9 protein-coding genes are annotated in these 16,045 nt (G+C 71.9%); 5 read left to right on the forward strand and 4 right to left on the reverse strand.

The features are described 5' to 3' along the window. The first annotated feature begins 207 nt into the window (after positions 1-207). From MCHT01_RS02765 to MCHT01_RS02775, 3 genes are read left to right on the forward strand one after another with little or no spacing between them, the layout of a single operon-like run. Positions 208-1,191 carry a 2-hydroxyacid dehydrogenase gene (locus MCHT01_RS02765; protein WP_067062085.1) on the forward strand — a complete coding sequence of 328 codons (984 nt, stop codon included), beginning with the start codon at positions 208-210 and terminating at the stop codon, positions 1,189-1,191. A gap of 13 nt (positions 1,192-1,204) precedes the next feature. Further along, positions 1,205-2,695, forward strand: a complete 1,491-nt coding sequence (locus tag MCHT01_RS02770) for a DNA recombination protein RmuC (RefSeq protein ID WP_067062087.1) — start codon at positions 1,205-1,207, stop codon at positions 2,693-2,695. Then, positions 2,692-3,882 (forward strand): MFS transporter, encoded by a 1,191-nt coding sequence (locus MCHT01_RS02775; protein ID WP_067062090.1) that lies wholly within the window; start codon positions 2,692-2,694, stop codon positions 3,880-3,882. Before MCHT01_RS02770 ends, MCHT01_RS02775 begins: the two co-directional genes overlap by 4 nt. Positions 3,883-4,054: 172 nt before the next feature. Here MCHT01_RS02775 and MCHT01_RS02780 read toward each other — a convergent pair whose 3' ends face one another. Continuing rightward, the gene (locus MCHT01_RS02780; protein ID WP_067062092.1) at positions 4,055-5,020 is read right to left on the reverse strand and encodes a hypothetical protein; all 966 of its coding nucleotides are present in this window, start codon (positions 5,018-5,020) and stop codon (positions 4,055-4,057) included. Between the two features lie 415 nt (positions 5,021-5,435). Between MCHT01_RS02780 and MCHT01_RS02785 the strand changes: the two genes are divergently transcribed. Continuing rightward, positions 5,436-8,267 carry a M16 family metallopeptidase gene (locus MCHT01_RS02785; protein WP_067062095.1) on the forward strand — a complete coding sequence of 944 codons (2,832 nt, stop codon included), beginning with the start codon at positions 5,436-5,438 and terminating at the stop codon, positions 8,265-8,267. 120 nt (positions 8,268-8,387) lie between these two features. Continuing rightward, complete coding sequence (locus MCHT01_RS02790; protein WP_067062097.1) at positions 8,388-11,609, forward strand: EAL domain-containing protein; 3,222 nt, start codon at positions 8,388-8,390, stop codon at positions 11,607-11,609. 15 nt (positions 11,610-11,624) lie between these two features. Here the strand turns inward: MCHT01_RS02790 and MCHT01_RS02795 are convergent, their stop codons facing one another. The 3 genes from MCHT01_RS02795 to MCHT01_RS02800 all read right to left on the reverse strand — a co-directional run bounded on the left by MCHT01_RS02795 (position 11,625) and on the right by MCHT01_RS02800 (position 16,016). After that, the gene (locus MCHT01_RS02795) at positions 11,625-12,047 is read right to left on the reverse strand and encodes a hypothetical protein (RefSeq protein ID WP_067062100.1); all 423 of its coding nucleotides are present in this window, start codon (positions 12,045-12,047) and stop codon (positions 11,625-11,627) included. Beyond that, the gene (locus MCHT01_RS26650; protein WP_169806088.1) at positions 12,040-12,210 is read right to left on the reverse strand and encodes a hypothetical protein; all 171 of its coding nucleotides are present in this window, start codon (positions 12,208-12,210) and stop codon (positions 12,040-12,042) included. Before MCHT01_RS26650 ends, MCHT01_RS02795 begins: the two co-directional genes overlap by 8 nt. 470 nt (positions 12,211-12,680) lie before the next feature. Beyond that, positions 12,681-16,016, reverse strand: coding sequence for a DUF2135 domain-containing protein (locus MCHT01_RS02800; protein ID WP_067062102.1), 3,336 nt, complete (start codon positions 16,014-16,016; stop codon positions 12,681-12,683). Positions 16,017-16,045 lie beyond the last annotated feature (29 nt).

A 16,045-nucleotide genomic window follows, 5' to 3' on the forward strand; every position in this document is an offset into this window, starting at 1 on the left:
GCGGGAGGGCGCGCGTCGCCCCGACGCCCTGTCACGCTGTCGCCGCGGAGAGGGACAGGGCTTGCACCGGGGCGCAGCGGCGGCGTGACGCGCCGGGCGATCCGCGTCCGTGGCGAGCGCCCGTTGTGGATCCCCACAGCGCCGGGCGGTCGTGACTGCCTACAGTCGGCGATTCCTCAGCATTGCCCTGACCCGAAGGAGAACGAGATGAGCAAACCGCGCGTCCTGGTGGCCCGCAAGACCTTCGACGACGTCGTCGACCGGCTGCGGTCCCATTTCGAGGTCGAGGCCAACGGCAGCGACGACGGCTGGTCGCAGGACGAGCTCATCCGGCGCCTGCAGGGCAAGACCGGCGTCTACATCGCCGGCGGCGACAAGATCGACGCCAGGCTGCTCGACGCCTGTCCCGAGCTGAAGATCGTCAGCACCATGGCCGTGGGCTACAACAACATCGACGTGGCGGCCTGCACCGCGCGCGGCGTGATCGTGACCAACGCGCCCGACGTGCTGACCGAGACGACCGCCGACTTCGGTTTCGCGCTGATGATGGCCACCGCGCGCCGCATCACCGAGAGCGAACACTTCCTGCGCCGCGGCGAGTGGAAGCAATGGGCGGTGACCATGTTCGCCGGGGCGGACATCCATGGCGCGACGCTGGGCGTGCTGGGCATGGGCCGCATCGGCGCGGCCATCGCCAGGCGCGGCCACCTGGGCTTCGGCATGCCGGTGCTGTATCACAACCGCTCGCGGCTGCCCGCCGATCAGGAAGCGCCGCTGGGCGCGCAATGGGTGGAGAAGGACGAGCTGCTGCGCCGCGCCGATCACCTGATCATCGTCGTGCCCTACAGCGCGTCCTCGCACCACCTGATCGGCCAGCGCGAGCTGCGGCTGATGAAGAAGACCGCGACGCTGACCAACATCGCGCGCGGGGGCGTCGTCGACGACGCGGCCCTCGCGGTCGAGCTCCAGGCCGGCACGATCGCCGCCGCGGGCCTGGACGTCTTCGAGGGCGAGCCCACGGTCCATCCGGCGCTGCTCGACTGCGAGAACGTGGTGCTCACCCCCCACATCGCCAGCGCGACCATCGCCACGCGCCGCGCGATGAGCAACCTCGCCGTCGACAACCTGATCGCCGCGCTCACCGGTGGCGTGCCGCCCACGGCGCTGAATCCCGAGGTGCTCAAGCGCTGAGAGAATCGGGCGCATGAATCTGCCCTTCTGGATGGTCGCGCTCATCGCGGGCGCGGCCCTGCTGTCCCTCCTCCTTCTCATCGTCATCGCGGTCGGCGTCAGGTTGCTGCGACGACAGTCCGGCGGCGACCCCGCGGCGGCGCTGGCCCCGCTGATGCAGCAGTCGGGGGAACGCCTCGAGCGCCTGGAGCGCGCGCTGCGCGACGAACTGGGCCGCGTGAACACCGGCCTGCGCGAGGAGGTCGGCCGCGGGAACGCCGGCCTGCGCCAGGAGACGCTGACCACGCTGACGCAGTTCCAGCAGGCGCTGATGGCGCAGGGCGGCGACACGGCGCGCTCGCAGAACGAGCAGATCGACGCCTTCCGCGTGCAGCTGGCGCAGCTGCAGCAGGCGCTGGCCCAGCAGGCCGCGTCGGCCCGCGAGGCGCAGGACGCCGCGGCCTCGCGCACGACCACCGTGCTGACCGAGCAGCTCCAGACCCTGGCCCAGCGCAACGAGGCCGGACTGGCCGAGACCCGCCGGACGGTCGAGGCGCGGCTGCAATCGATCCAGCAGGACAACGAGAAGAAGCTCGAGCAGATGCGGGCCACCGTCGACGAGAAGCTGCACGCCACGCTGGAGCAGCGGCTGGGCGAGAGCTTCAAGCAGGTGGCCGAGCGGTTGGAGCAGGTCTACCGCGGCCTGGGCGAGATGCAGACCCTGGCGCGCGACGTGGGCTCGCTGAACCGTGTGCTGACCAACGTGAAGACGCGCGGCATCTTCGGCGAGGTGCAGCTCGCGGGGCTGCTCGAACAGGTCTTCACGCCGGAGCAGTACGCCTCCAACGTCGAGACGCTGCCGGGCAGCGGCGCGCGCGTGGAGTTCGCGCTCAAGCTGCCGGGTCAGCGCGACGACGGCAAGCCGCTCTGGCTGCCCATCGACGCCAAGTTCCCGCGCGAGGACTACGAGCGTCTGCTCGAGGCGCAGGAGCGTGCTGACGCGCCGGCCGCCGAGCTGGCCGGCCGCGCGATCGAGACGCGGCTGCGGCTCGAGGCCAAGACCATCCGCGAGAAATACCTGGGCCCGCCGCACACGACGGACTTCGCGCTGCTGTTCCTGCCCACCGAGGGCCTGTACGCCGAGGCGCTGCGCCGCCCCGGCCTGAGCGAGGCGCTGCAGCGCGAGCACAAGGTGATGCTGGTCGGCCCGACCACGTTGCTGGCCACGCTGTCCAGCCTGCAGATGGGCTTCCGCACGCTGGCGCTGGAGAAGCGTTCGGCGGAGGTGTGGGACATCCTGGGCGCGGTGAAGACCGAGTTCGGCAAGTTTGGCGACGTGCTGGCCAAGACGAAGAAGAAGTTGGACGAGGCCAGCAACAACATCGAGATGGCCGAGCGCCGGACCCGAGTCATGACACGACAGCTGAAGGCCGTCGAGGCTTTGCCCGAGGACCAGATCACGCGGGTGCTGCAGCTCGGCGCCGAGTCCGACGCGGACACCGATGAGGAAGGCGTCGCCGGATGAGCGATCCCGCCGCGGGCTCGACGACGCAGGACGCGGGCACCGGCTTCGCGTCGGTGATCGCGTCGCTGGTGGCGGTCCACGCCTGCATGGCGACGACGCGGGTGGCGGCGACGCTGTGGGTCCTGCATCAGGGCTACGGCGGCTGGATCGTCGGCGTGCTGCTCAGCCTGTTCGCGGTCGCGCCGCTGGGGCTGTCGCTCTGGGCGGGTCGGCTCGCCGATCGCTTCGGTTTCCACCGCCCGGTGGGCATCGGCATCGCGATGGCCTTCTGCGGCGCGGTGATCGCCTTGCTGGCGCAGCTCGCCGGGGCGCTCTGGCTGATGGCCGTCGGTTGCCTGCTCTGCGGCGGCGCGGTGGCGGTCGCCGTGGTCGCCATCCAGCGCGAGGCCGGACTGATGGCCGCCGACGCCTCGCAGCTCAAGCGCGTGTTCAGCTGGGTGGCGCTCGGCCCCGCGCTGTCCAACGCGCTGGCGCCGGTGATCACCGGCATCGTCATCGACACCGCCGGCTTCAGCGCCGCGCTGGTGCTGTCGACCCTGCTGCCGATCGCGGCGTGGGGCGTCGCGCGGCAGGTGCCGCGTCGGGCGATCGCGGTGACCGAGTCCAAGAGCAAGCCGCGCCCCGCCTGGGACCTGCTGCGCGATCGCGGTCTGCGCCATCTGCTCATCGTCAACGTCGCGATGTCCTCCTGCTGGGACGCCCACAGCTTCGTCGTGCCCGTCGTCGGTCACGCGAAGGGGCTCTCGGCCTCCAGCATCGGGCTGGTGCTCGGCAGCTTCGCCACGGCCGCGACGCTGGTGCGCCTGGCCATCGTCCGCTGGGCCCATCGCATCGACGAGATCCGGGCGCTCAAGGTCGCCATGACCGTCGCGACGGTCGTGCTGCTGGTCTATGCGTGGTTGCCGGGAACGCTGGGACTGATGCTCGGATCGGCCGTGCTCGGGATCGCGCTGGGGGCGGTCCAGCCCATGGTCCTCGCGACCATGCACCAGGTCACGCCGCCGGATCGCCATGGACAGGCCCTCGGCCTGCGCATGCTCGCCGCCAACGGCGCGACGGTCGCCATGCCCCTGGGCTTCGGCGCCCTCGCCACCGCGAGCGTCGCGGCGGCACCGCTGTGGCTCATGGCCTCCATCCTCATCGGGGCCCAGTTCGCGGCGAGACAGATTCCGAGACCGAGACCTTAAGACCCTCACCCCAACCCTCTCCCGCAAGCGGGAGAGGGGGCCGGAAGCGCTCGGTCTTTCTCGCTCCCTCTCCCGCAAGTGGGCGAGGGGGCCGGAAGCGCTCGGTCTTTCTCGCTCCCTCTCCCGCTTGCGGGAGAGGGCGGGGGTGAGGGTCTTTCGAGGCAGACCTCGGTCACTCCCCCGCCGCCTGCGCCATCTGCCGGCGCGCCTCCTTGTGCTTCATCGCGAGGTATTCCTCGAGCGGCTGCTCATGCAACTGCCGCGCATAGCGCTCGGTCGCGGCGAACCAATCCCTCAGCCGCTTGTCCAAGCGCTGATCCTGCGGCGCCGGCAAGGTATCCAGATACGACTCGATCGCCAGGAAGTACCGCATGGTGTTGCGCTCCGCGATGCCCTGGATCCCGCCGACGTAGCGCGGCGCGCCGTCCTCCTCATGGCCGACGATGGTGAACCCCACCTTGCCCCGTCCCGTCGTCGCCAAATAGGCGCTCGTCGCCACGCGCGCCGCGAAGTTGTTGGCATACGCATAGCGCAGCCGCACGAAGCTGCGCCGCGCGTCCAGCGGGATCGCCTCCAGCGTCATCCGATAGTCGCTCGTCCCCATCGGCCCCTTGGCCGCGCTCATCTCCACCAGCAGATAGTCCGGCCGCGAGGCGACGACCTGGAACCGGAAGTCCAGCGCATACGCGTCCTCGATCGGCTGATCGAACTTGCGCCCCACCGCCATGTGCAGCGTCGAGGGCCGCGCCTCGTCGTCGACCACGCACTTCTTGACGTTGGCCGGCAAGGTGAGCAGTTCGCACCACGCGTCCGCGTCGCGCAACGCGCCCGCCAGGGCCCCGAAGTCGTGATCGACCACCGCATGCATCTCGCCGGTCGGATGCTGCGTGTCATCCACCGAGCTCAGCACGATCGGCTTCTGGAAGGGGCTGTGCGCCAGTTGCGGCGCCATCTGCTCGTAGCGCGCCTTCAGGTCGCCCGCCTGCTGCGCGGACACCTCGGTCGCGATCAGCAGCAGCGCCAGCAGCAAGGCGGCATGCGAGAGCCAGAACACCACGCCGTGATGCGCCGGGCGATGACGCCCGGCCGCGTGATGGCCGAGATGGAAAACCTGCGGGAGGGGCGGGAAGTGGCGCATGACGTTCTCCGGCGAACCTGGCGATCAGCCTAGGCTCGGCGGCGGTGGAGCCGCGTCGGCTCCAGGCGCGCGGGCGTGTCGGACAAGGCCGCATCCTCGCCACCCCGCCATCGGGTCGTCGAGGGCCCCGTCAAGCCCTGGTCGCCGGCAGGGACTTGCATCACCCTCGCGTGATCGAGGTGTGAACGCCTCGCCAAGGTCCGGCCACTGTGCGGCCGCCGAGCCCCGCGCGGTCGGGCGGCCTCGTGGCGAGCGTGCGCGCTGGCGCCGAGGGCGCCCGTCCGCGATCACATAGAGGGGGGAGTCGCCATCCGTGTTGCCGGGTGGCTTCAGGCGGCCGGCGGCTCTCCGGGAGCGCGCCGCGCTGCCCCCACAATCGCCGCGACGCCGCGCGTTCGCGGTACAGGAACGATCAATGAGGAACGAGTTCTCGATGTCTCCGCGCCGCTGGGCGCTGCTCCCGCTGACGCTGGCGCTGGGCGCCGTCTGGGCCGGCGCCCAGGCCGATCCGCTCGACGCGAGGGCGACCCCGACCGCCAAGGCCGCCAAGGCCCCGAAGGGCACCGGCGCGACGCCGGCCGGTCCGGTCGCCTCGGCCCGGTTCGTGCGGGAGATCGGCGGCATCTCCGAGTACCGCCTGGCCAACGGCCTGCAGCTGCTGCTGTTCCCCGACGACGCGCAGAGCACCACGACGGTCAACATCACCTACCGCGTCGGCAGCCGCCACGAGTCGCCCGGCGAGTACGGCATGGCCCACCTGCTCGAGCACCTGATGTTCAAGGGCACGCCCGCGCACAAGGACATCTCCGACGCCTTCGCGCGTCGCGGCATGCGCTTCAACGGCACGACCACCTCGGACCGCACCAACTACTTCGCCAACTTCAACGCCGATCCGGCGACGCTGGACTTCGCGCTGACGCTGGAAGCGGATCGCATGGTCAACAGCTTCATCGCCAAGTCCGACCTGGACAAGGAGATGACCGTCGTCCGCAACGAGTACGAGCGCGGCGAGAACCAGCCCTTCGCGGTGCTGAACAAGCGCGTCATCGGCGCGGCCTACGACTGGCACAACTACGGCCACGACACCATCGGCCCCAAGAGCGACATCGAGAACGTGCCCATCGAGCGCCTGCAGGCCTTCTACAAGCGCTACTACCGGCCCGACAACGCGACGCTGATGGTCGCCGGCCGCTTCGATCCGAAGGCGGTGCTGGCGCGCGTGAGCCAGCTGTTCGGCCCGATCAGGACGCCCGCGACGCCCATCCCGCGTCCCTACACCGTCGAGCCGCCGCAGGACGGCGAGCGCACCGTGGTGGTCCGCCGTGTCGGCGGTCAGCCGGCGCTGATGGCCTACTACCACGTGCCCGCGATCACCCATCCGGATTCGGCGCCGCTGCTGGTGCTGGGCATGATGCTGTCGCTGCAGCCCAGCGGCCAGCTCTACAAGGAGCTGGTCGAGCCCAAGGTGGCGCTGGCCGCCGGCCTGCAGGGGCTGGGCGACGCGGACCCGGGCGGCGTGCGCGCCTTCGCCGTGCTGCCACCGGGCGGCGACGAGGCGGCGGTCGAGAAGAAGCTGCTCGACATCGCCGAAGGCCGCACCGAGGCCAGGTTCGACGAGTCCGAGCTCAAGCGCGTGCGCGACATGGCGCTGGTCTCCTACCGTGAACAGATGAAGCAGCCCGAGGCGTTGATCCAGCAGATCTCCAACCTCGGCGCGACCGACTGGCGGCTGCTGTTCCAGCTCATGGAGGACATCCCCAAGGTGACGCTGGCCGACGTCGAGCGCGTGCGCAAGGCCTACCTGCGCCCGGCCAACCGGACGCTGGGCCGCTACTTCCCGACCGACCAGGTCGAGCGCGTGGAGATCCCGGTGGCGCCCCCGCTGGAACAGCGCCTGGCCGACCTGAAGGGCCCGCCCAAGGTGGAGGAGGGCGAGCGCTTCGACCCCACGCCGCAGCGTCTGGCCGAGCGCAGCGCCGTCAAGCGCCTGCCCTCGGGCATCGAGCTGCTGACGCTGGGCAAGCAGACGCGCGGCAACACGGTGGAGCTGCGCATGCAGCTGCGCTGGGGGGAGCGCCACGAGACCTTCCGCCATCACGGCACCGACCTGATCGCCGCGCTGATGGGCGAGGGCAGTCCGTCCGTGTCCAAGCAGGCGCTGCAGGACAAGCTGATCGCCCTGCGCGCCGAGCTGAACGTCGTCAGCGAGGACCAGGGCGCGACGCTGACCATCAGCACCGAGAAGGACAAGCTGATCGAGGTGCTGGCCCTGGCGGCCGACCTGATGCAGCACCCGCTGCTGCCGGCCGATGCCTTCGACCGCCTGCAGCGCGCGTCGGTCGCGGGGCTGGAGGGCTCGCGCCAGGAGCTGGAAGTGCTGCGCCAGGCCGCCACGCGTGACCACTACAACCGGGCCCGCGGCGTGAAGTTGGGCGACCCGGACTACGTGATGTCGATCGATGAGCAGCTCGCGTCGGTGAAGGCGACGACGCTGGACGACCTCAAGCGCTTCCATGCGGACTACTGGTCGGCCAACGACGCGCGCGTGTCGGTGGTCGGCGCGATCCCGGACGGACTGGACACGGCCGTGGAACAGCTGTTCGGCGGCTGGAAGAAGCCGTCGGCGCCCGCGTTCGTCCAGCCGGTGGACAAGGCCGACGTGATCCCGGCCGCGCGCTTCGACGCGATCGCGCGCGACAAGACCAGCGCGGCGATGAAGATGCGGGTGGACTTCCCTCTCAACGATCGGGATGCGGACTACATCCCGCTGAGCCTGGCGGTCCACATCCTGGGCGGCGGCGCGCTGGAGAACCGCCTGTCCGTGCGGATCCGCCAGCAGGCGGGCTTGAGCTACGGGGTGGGCGCGTCGCTGTCGGCCGCGCATTACGGCGACGAGGCCGACCTGACGATCTCCGGCACCTTCGCGCCGCAGAACCGTGAGCAGATGCTGACGCTGGTGCGCGAGGAGCTGGAGCGCCTGACCCGCGACGGCATCACCGCCTCGGAGCTGGAGCGTGCGAAGAAGGACGTGCTGGAAGGCCGCCGGCAGGCGCGCGCGTCGGACGCCGTGCTGTCGATGGCGCTGATCACGCAGGCGGACCAGGGCGAGACCTGGGCGCAGGCGGCGCAACGCGACGCGGCCGTGCAGGCGGCGACGGTCGATCAGGTCAACCAGGCCTGGCGCAAGCGGATCAAGCTGGACGGCTTCGTCGTGTCCACGGTCGGGGACTTCAAGGACAAGCCCTGACCCCAGGTCACGGCCGCGGGATCTCGCGGCCGTTCCGGGCGCTGATCGGGAGATCGGCGCCCGCGCCCTTGGCATACGATCGCCGCGAGCCGGCCTGCGCCGGAGCGGGAGCTCGATGACATGAGGGGACAACGCCAGACCGGGACCGATGCGCCGCGACGCCCGCGACGCCCGCGGTGGCCGTCGCGTGGGGCGTGGGTCCAGCTGCTGGGCCTGCTGCTGGTGACCGCGGCGGTCATCGGACTCTGGATGACCCGCCCGCAGGCGGGCCCGTTGGCCTCGATCGACGGCCTGGCCGCCGACGCGCAGATGCGCTGGCGCGGTCCGCTTGCCCCGGGCACCATCTACCCGGTGGTGGTGGTCGCCTTCGACGACCGGAGCGCCGAACGGTTCGGCACCCCATCGCCGACGCGTGAGCAACTCGCCGCGCTGGTCGAGCGACTGCGCGCCGCCGGTCCCCGGCTGATCGCGATCGACCAGGGCATGACCGACTCCGGAACCGGGGACGACGCCCTCGCCGCGGCGATGCGGGGCGGCATCCGCGTGCTGCTGCCGCTCGTGCCGGATGAAGTCGGCGCAAGCAGCGCAACGGTTGGAACCGGCGCAAACGGCGCAAACGGCGCAAACAACGCAACCACCGGAACCACCGGAACCGCCGGAACCGCCGGAACCGCCGGAACCGCCGGGACCGGCGCGACTGGCGCAACCAACGCAGCCGGCGCAACCACGCTAGCCGGCTCCCCGGCCTCCGCTCGCGCGACGCCATCGGATCTCTCTGCTCAGGCCTTCGCTCACGTCGAGGGCGAGCCGCGCCGTCCCGCGCGGGTCGACGCCCTGCAGGCGCCGCCGGAGCCGCTGCGCGCCGCGGCCTTCTCCCTCGGTCACTGGCTCGAGCTCCGCGACGCCGACGGCGCGCCGCGTCAGATCGCGTCGGCGCTGGTCGTCGGCGGCCACGCCTATCCGTCACTGGCCCTGCGCATCGCGGGCGACGCGATGCGCCAGCCCTGGTCCGAGGCCACCTTGCGCGGGTCGCGCGACATCCGCTGGGGCTCGCTCGTGGTGCCGGTGGATCTGCTGACCCGGCAGGCCGTCAACGCCATCGGCCCGGCGGGCAGCGTCCCCACGCTGTCCTTCGGCGAGGTCGTCGACGGCCGCGCGCCGGAGGAGGCGCTGCACAACCGCATCGTCATCGTCGGCACGACGGCGGGCGAGGGCGGTGATTTCCGCCCCACGCCCTTCGGCGCCGTGTCGTCGCCGGAGCGCCTCGCGACCGCGGTCGACAACATCCTCACCGGCCGCGTGCCGATGCGCCCGGTCTGGACCGCGACGGCGACGCTCGTGGCGCTGGGCCTGCTCCCGCTGCTGTGTGTGCTGCTGCTGGCTCGCGGGCGTCTCTGGCGCGGTGTGCTCGGCGTCCTGCTGCTGATCGGCGTCGGGCTCGCCGGCGCGCAATGGGTCTTCGAGGAGGAACGCCTGCTGTTGCCCGTCGCCTGGCCTCTGCTGGCGATCGTGGCGTCGAGCGCGATGGCGCTGCTGCTGCGCGCGCTCGCCGCGCTGGTGCGGCGCGCGTCGGCGTCGCGCCGCCTGCGCGCGAACGAGGAGCGTCTTTCGCTGGCCGCGCGCGGTGCCGACGACGGTCTCTGGGACTGGGACATCGGACGCGATCGCCTGGATGTCTCGGCCCGCTGGCGCGCGCTGATGGGCCTGGACGAGGCCGCCGTGGACGGCATGGCCGGCTTCACGCAGGCGCTCGACGAGCCGACCGCCGCGGCCTTCGGCGTCGCGCTCGAGACGCACCTCGCCGGGCGCGCGCCGCGTCTGCATCACGTGCTGCGTTTCCGCCATGACGGCCGATCGCGCTCGCTGCTGGTGCGCGGTCGCGCCGTCTTCCAGGACGGGCGCGCGGTGCGGGTCGCCGGCACGCTGACCGACATCGCCGATGTCGACCGCTTCCACGGGCTGGACGCGCCGCAGGCGCGCGATGCCTTGCACGATCACGCGACCGGCCTGCCGAATCGCGCGCTCTTCCTCGAGCTGCTCGCCCAGCGCCTGGCGACGCCGGTGCCGGGCGTGCCGGCCGCGGTGGTGATGCTGAGCCTCGACGGCTTCCGCGAGTTCCTCGATCGCCACGGCCTGGCGATCGGCGAGGCCGTGCTGGCCGAATGCGCCCAGCGCCTGATGCCGCGCCATGGCCGGCCGGGTCGGGTCCTCGCCCGCGTGGATGTCGATCGCTTCGCGCTGATGTTCGAGCTTCGCGTCGGGCCCGACGGCACGCTGGTCGAGCGCGTGCCCGAATGGGCGCTCGCGCGCATCGAGGAGCCCTTCCTCTTCGACGCCCTCACGCCCGAGGAGGGGGCCGCCTCGGGACGCACCGGCGCGCATCGGCTCACCGCCTGCGCCGGCTGGGCGCACACGGGCCAGGCCAACTTCAGTCCGCTGGATCTGCTGAAGGCCGCCGAGAGCGCGCTGGCCCGCGCGCAACTGGGCGGCGCGGGTCACGTGCACCTGTTCGACGCGGTGGCCGCCCGCTTCCTGCCCATGCACCGCTGGCTGCAGGAGCGCATCGCGCCCGCGCTGGCGGCGCACGAGTTCGAGTTGCACTATCAGCCGGTGGTGACGCTGTCCGACCGATCGCTGCTGGGCTTCGAGGCATTGCTGCGCTGGAACCAGCCCGAGCGCGGCGTGCTGATGCCCGACGCGGTGGTGCCGGCGGCCGAGGACAGCGGGCAGATGCCGGCGCTGGGCCGTTGGACGCTGATCGAGGCGGCGCTGCAGGCGCGACGCTGGCGGGACATCGGCTTCCGGGGCGAGGTCGCGGTCAACGTGTCCGGCACGGACTGGCTGGCCGGCGAGGACTTCGTCGACGCGGTCCGCGAGGCCTCGAAGGCGCTGGGGGGCGGCTCGGAAGGACCGCAGCTGCGGCTCGAGATCGCCGAGCGCGGCGTGACGCCGCTGTCGCCCCGGCCCGAGTCGCTGAGCGCGCTCGCGGCGCTGGGCATCCGGGCGACGGTGGACGACTTCGGCGCGGGGGGCGCGTCCTTCACGGCGCTTCGGCGCCTGCCGGCCGACACGCTGAAGATCGATCGCGGCCTGGTCCTGCGCCTCGCCGACGACGCGAGCGCCCGCGACGAGCTGCGCGCCATCGTCGCGCTGGCGCGCGCGCTGGGCTGGCGCACCCTCGCCGAGGGGGTGGAGGACGAGCCGCAGGCCGCGCTGCTCGAGGAACTCGGTGTCACCGCGGCGCAGGGCACGCTGTTCTCCAAGCCCCTGCCGCCGGACGAGGTGAAGCGCCTGATCCAGACGGTGCCGTGGAAGAAGCCGGCCGCCGACGCGAGCCGGTAGGCGGTCCGCCGACGATCAATCGACGCCGACGATGGACTTGATGGCGTAGCCGACGGTGGGCGATCGCAGGAGGTCGATCAGCTCGGCTCGCAAGGCCTCCGCGTCGTCGCATTGCACGTTTCGTTCCTCCCACACCAGCGTGCAGGGAAATCCACCCGTGGGCTGGCGCCACTTCGCGATCTCGCGTCGCGGAGGAGGATCGCCGCCGCCGAAGACCGCGAGTGCCGTGGGCCGTCCGTGTTCCACGTTGGCCAAGGCTCTCGCCGTGGGACTGGCGATCGATGGCAGGTTGGTCCGTTTGATGCTGGCGCGGCCGGCGGTCGCCGCCTCGAGTGCCGCATTCAGTTCCAGGAAGATCGCTTCGATCTCGGCTCTTGCCATCGTCGCGCGATCTGCCGCTTGCAGTCCGAGGCCCAAGGCCTCCTTGAAATCATTCATGACCGGTACTCCTGAGAATGCGCCCGACGATGGGCAGATGGTCGAAGATGCTTGCCCGGTCGCGTACCAGCTTGTCGAGCTGAGGGTCGAGAAACACGCAGGTGTCGACCTCGGGAAGCAGCCAGCCTGACTGTCCGTTCAGCAGCGACGCGCTGAACAGCATCTGGTCGAAGGTCCTCCAGCGCGTGATGGAGCCCTTGGCATGGAAGTAGGTGCCCTTGTTCCCGGTGTTCCTAGCGACTTGCCGAGTCGATCTTGGAGGCGATCGATGTTGTGCTCCGACACCTCGCACAGCACGATCAGGTCCGCGCCCGCTTCGATGAGCCGCCGGATCACGCCCGCCGCGACCTCCAGTTGCGCCGGCTCCGCGCGATCGCGCCGGCGCGTCGGCGAGAGCGCCGTGTTCCACCAGGCCAGAGTCAATTGCATCGCCACACTCGCGTCTCAACATCGGACGGTCGATGCTAGCCATCAGGTCTCGCGGCCGGCGCGAGTGCAGCCGATTTGGTACTGGCTCCGATCAGTGGATTTCTCGCGCGGCCTGACTCGGGTCAGGTGTTGCTCTCCCCTGAACGCGTGCAAGCCGGTCCGCGCGGCCACGATTCCCATCGTTGCCGCGCGAGTCCGGCGCCGTCACTTGATCGTGATCGTCCCCACCACCACCTCGCTGCCGGTGCCGCTCAGGCGCAGGACGATGTCCTTGTCCTGTTGCCGCGGTGTCGCGAAGCCGGTGGACAGTCGCAGCATCAGCGTCGTCGACGGCGCGATCACCTGTTGCCGATGGCCGAAGAAGTTGGCGCGCACGGTGTAGGTCCCCGGCTTGGCGAAGCGGAGCTCGAACTGCTCCGGGCCGTAGCCCCCGGTGAAGTCCCGCGACATGCGTCCGCCCTGGCGCGTGTTGGGGTTCAGGAAGAACGCGCGCTCGCCGTCTGGGTCGTCGACCCACAGGTCGATGTCGGTGTTGTCCGCGTCCCAGCTCAGCACCACCCGCAGCGCCAGCGGCAAGGGACGGCGCAAGCGCTCGTCGATCGCCGACAGGTCCAGCGGCTTGCCCTTCGCGCGGGAGCGCTCCGCGATGGCGTTCAGCTCCTCCAGCGCGATCAGCTCGATGTCGGCGAAGCGGTTCTGCCACGGCCGGTTCACGACCTCCGCCAGCAGGTCCACCGCGCGCTGCGGCTCGCCGGCCTCGGCGAAGGTGAGACCCAGGTCGCGGTAGGACTGCGGCTCGTCCGGCGCCAGTCGCAGCACCTCTTCCAGCACCGGGATCGCCTCGCGCGATCGGCCGGCCTGCTTGAGCCGGTAGGCCAGGATGCGCAGCAACTGCCGGTTGCCCAGGTCCATCTCGGCGAGGTTGGACAGCACCCGCACCGCCAGGTCGATCCGCTTGCGCTCGACCAGGCGGTCCGCGACGTCCAGGAAGAAGGCGGAGCTGTTCGCGTACGACGGCCGCTCGTCCAGGTAGATCGCATACAGGTCCTTGTCGGCGGCGGCCCGCAGGCGCCGCGCGTAGGGCTCGTCGGCGCGCCAGGGGCGCAGCGCGATGTCGCCCGGCGCGCCGGTCGAGGAACGGTCGCCGCGCGCGGCCGCGGCCGCGGCAGCCGCCGCGGCGGCCGGCGATGCCGACGAGGACGACCGCTGCCGGGATTGGGCCTCGACCTCGCGCAGGCGCTCCATCTGCGCGGCGTCCATGGCCGGCGCCGCCACGATCGGGCGTCGCACCCCGTCGTTGGGATCGCGCGCGGGAGCCGGCGCCGCGACAGTGGGCGCGGGCATCGGCGCCGGCGAGGGCGAGGGCGATGGTGTGGCCATCGGCGCCGGCACCTGCTTCTGCGGCTCGGCCGGGGCCGGCGTGGGCACCGGCATCGAGCGCTCCGGCGGCGGCGTCACCGGCGGCGCTCGAAGCGCCTCGGCCAGCGCGGCCTTCTTCGCCTCCAGTTGCTCGCGACGCGCCGCCGCGGCACGCGTGGCCGGCGTCTCGTTCCACCACTTCACGAGCGCCTCGAAGCGCTCGATCAGGTCGGTCCGCGCCTCCGCCCGCTGACGCTGCCGCAGGCTGGTGCGCTGCGCCACCAGGCTGTCCCACTCGCGGCGCAGCTCGGCGGGCGGCTCGATCTCGTGGCGGACGTAGTCGCCCACCGTGTCCAGCACGATCAGCGAGGTCTCCCGCGTCACCAGCCCGAAGTCCATGCCCAGCCGCCGCACGGCCTGGCGCTGGATCCCGCGGTCGGCGTCCAGCCGCGCCAGCCGGAAGCTCGCCCAGCGATAGGCGGCCAGGCCGACCGGCTCCAGGTCCCGCGAGGTCGGAGCCACCGAGGCCCCGGCCTCGGTGGCGGGCGCGCCCGCGCGCAACGGCACGTCGATCACGCGGGGCGAGCCGTTCGCGGTCGATACCGTGAGCTTCATCCGTGCCTGCGCCTGGGCCATCACGCCGGCGATCAGCAGCCGGCCGCCTTGCGGATGGACGGAGTTCATCTCCCACTCGCCCGCGCCGACGCCGGTGACGTCGAGGAGGCGGGGCTGTTCCTCCGCGAGCTGGCGCAGCGCCTCCTCGGTCGAGGTCGACAGCAGGTCGACGTAGGCGCCGCCGGTGGCCTCCGCCGCGCGGCGCAGCGCCGACTCGGCGGCGCCCGCCGATGCGGAGAACGAGAACAGCGGCTTGCCGACCGTTGGCAGCGAGCCTGTTCCCCAGGTGCCGACGCCGTCCGAGAACAGCAGCGTCAGGTCGACGCCCTCCGGCGCGGTCATCGCGCCGAGCGCGGTCGCGCCGTCATACGGCAGTTGCTCGAGCCGGCGCCGCAGCGCGCGCCAGTCGCCGTCGCGGATCGCGAAGCGCTCCACCGCCTCGGCATCGTTGCGCACGACCTTCAACCGCAGCTCGACCTGCCCCAGCCGGCGCAGCCACTCGTCGAGCAGCGCGAACTCGCGGTCGTGATCGCGGGTGGCGCCGGAGGACGAGGCGTCCCACACCAGGCCCACGGTGCGCGGCGCGGTCCGCGGCCAGGGTGCGATGTCGACGGGAACCTCCGCCAGCAGATAGGTCTTGCCCTTGAAGCGCTCGGTGCTCACGACCGGCGCCGGCAGGCGCGCGGGCAACTCGACGCGGAGCTCGCCCGCCGCGGCCGCGGCGTCGCGCCGCAGGCTCAGGCGCGTGCCCTCCGGCGTCGCGCTGGGCGTCAGCGGTTCCGCGCCCCAGGAGGCCGACAGCTGCGACGGCGACAGCCCGTCCACCCGCAGGTCGACCGCGAGTTGCTCGACCACGCCCGAGAACTGCAGCGGCAGGCGCCACACCGGCGCGGCGCCGGCGGCGGCCGCCTCGATGGACTCGCGGATCTCCAGCACCACGCGGCGCGTGCCGCCGGCGGGCAGCGGGTAGACCTGCAGCTTGTAGAAGTTGCCCTCGGTGACCTCCAGCAGCGCCGGGTCGACGCCCGCGCGGACGGTGTCCTCGTAGACCTGCCGGCCCTTGGCCTTCTCGACCGGCACCGCGCGCCGCAGCACGCCGTTGATGTCGAGCGCGAAGCCGGTCACCGCCTGCCCGGCGTTGAGCGGGAACTGCAGCTCGCCGGACAGGACGCGCGCGTTGGGGTTGAAGACGGTCAGCTCGACGCGGGTGACCGCCGTGCTGCCGCCGAGACGGGCCTGCACGTCGACCTGACGCAACCGGATCGGCGTGGTCGCTTCCGGCGCGCGGAAGGCGATCCAGCGCGGCGCGGGCTCGCGCGGCGGCGGCTTGACCGGCGGCAGTGTCGGTGGAGGAGGGAGGGGCCGCGGCTCCGGCGGCCGCACGATGGGCGGCACGACGGGCACTTCCTTCATCGGCGGCGGCGGAGGAGGAGGCGCCACCGGCGACAGCGCGATCGCGGCGCCGGCGGCGGCCAGCAGGGGCACGGCGCTCAGCGCGCGCCGGACTCGCGCGCTCAGGCGACGGGCGCGGGCGGGCGATGAATCAAGCGGGCGGTCGCAAGGCATCTGATGTCTCCCTCGATGGCGACGGTCCG

This window comes from Mitsuaria chitosanitabida ATCC BAA-476 = NBRC 102408 (assembly GCF_001598255.1).
GTDB lineage: Bacteria > Pseudomonadota > Gammaproteobacteria > Burkholderiales > Burkholderiaceae_C > Roseateles > Roseateles chitosanitabidus.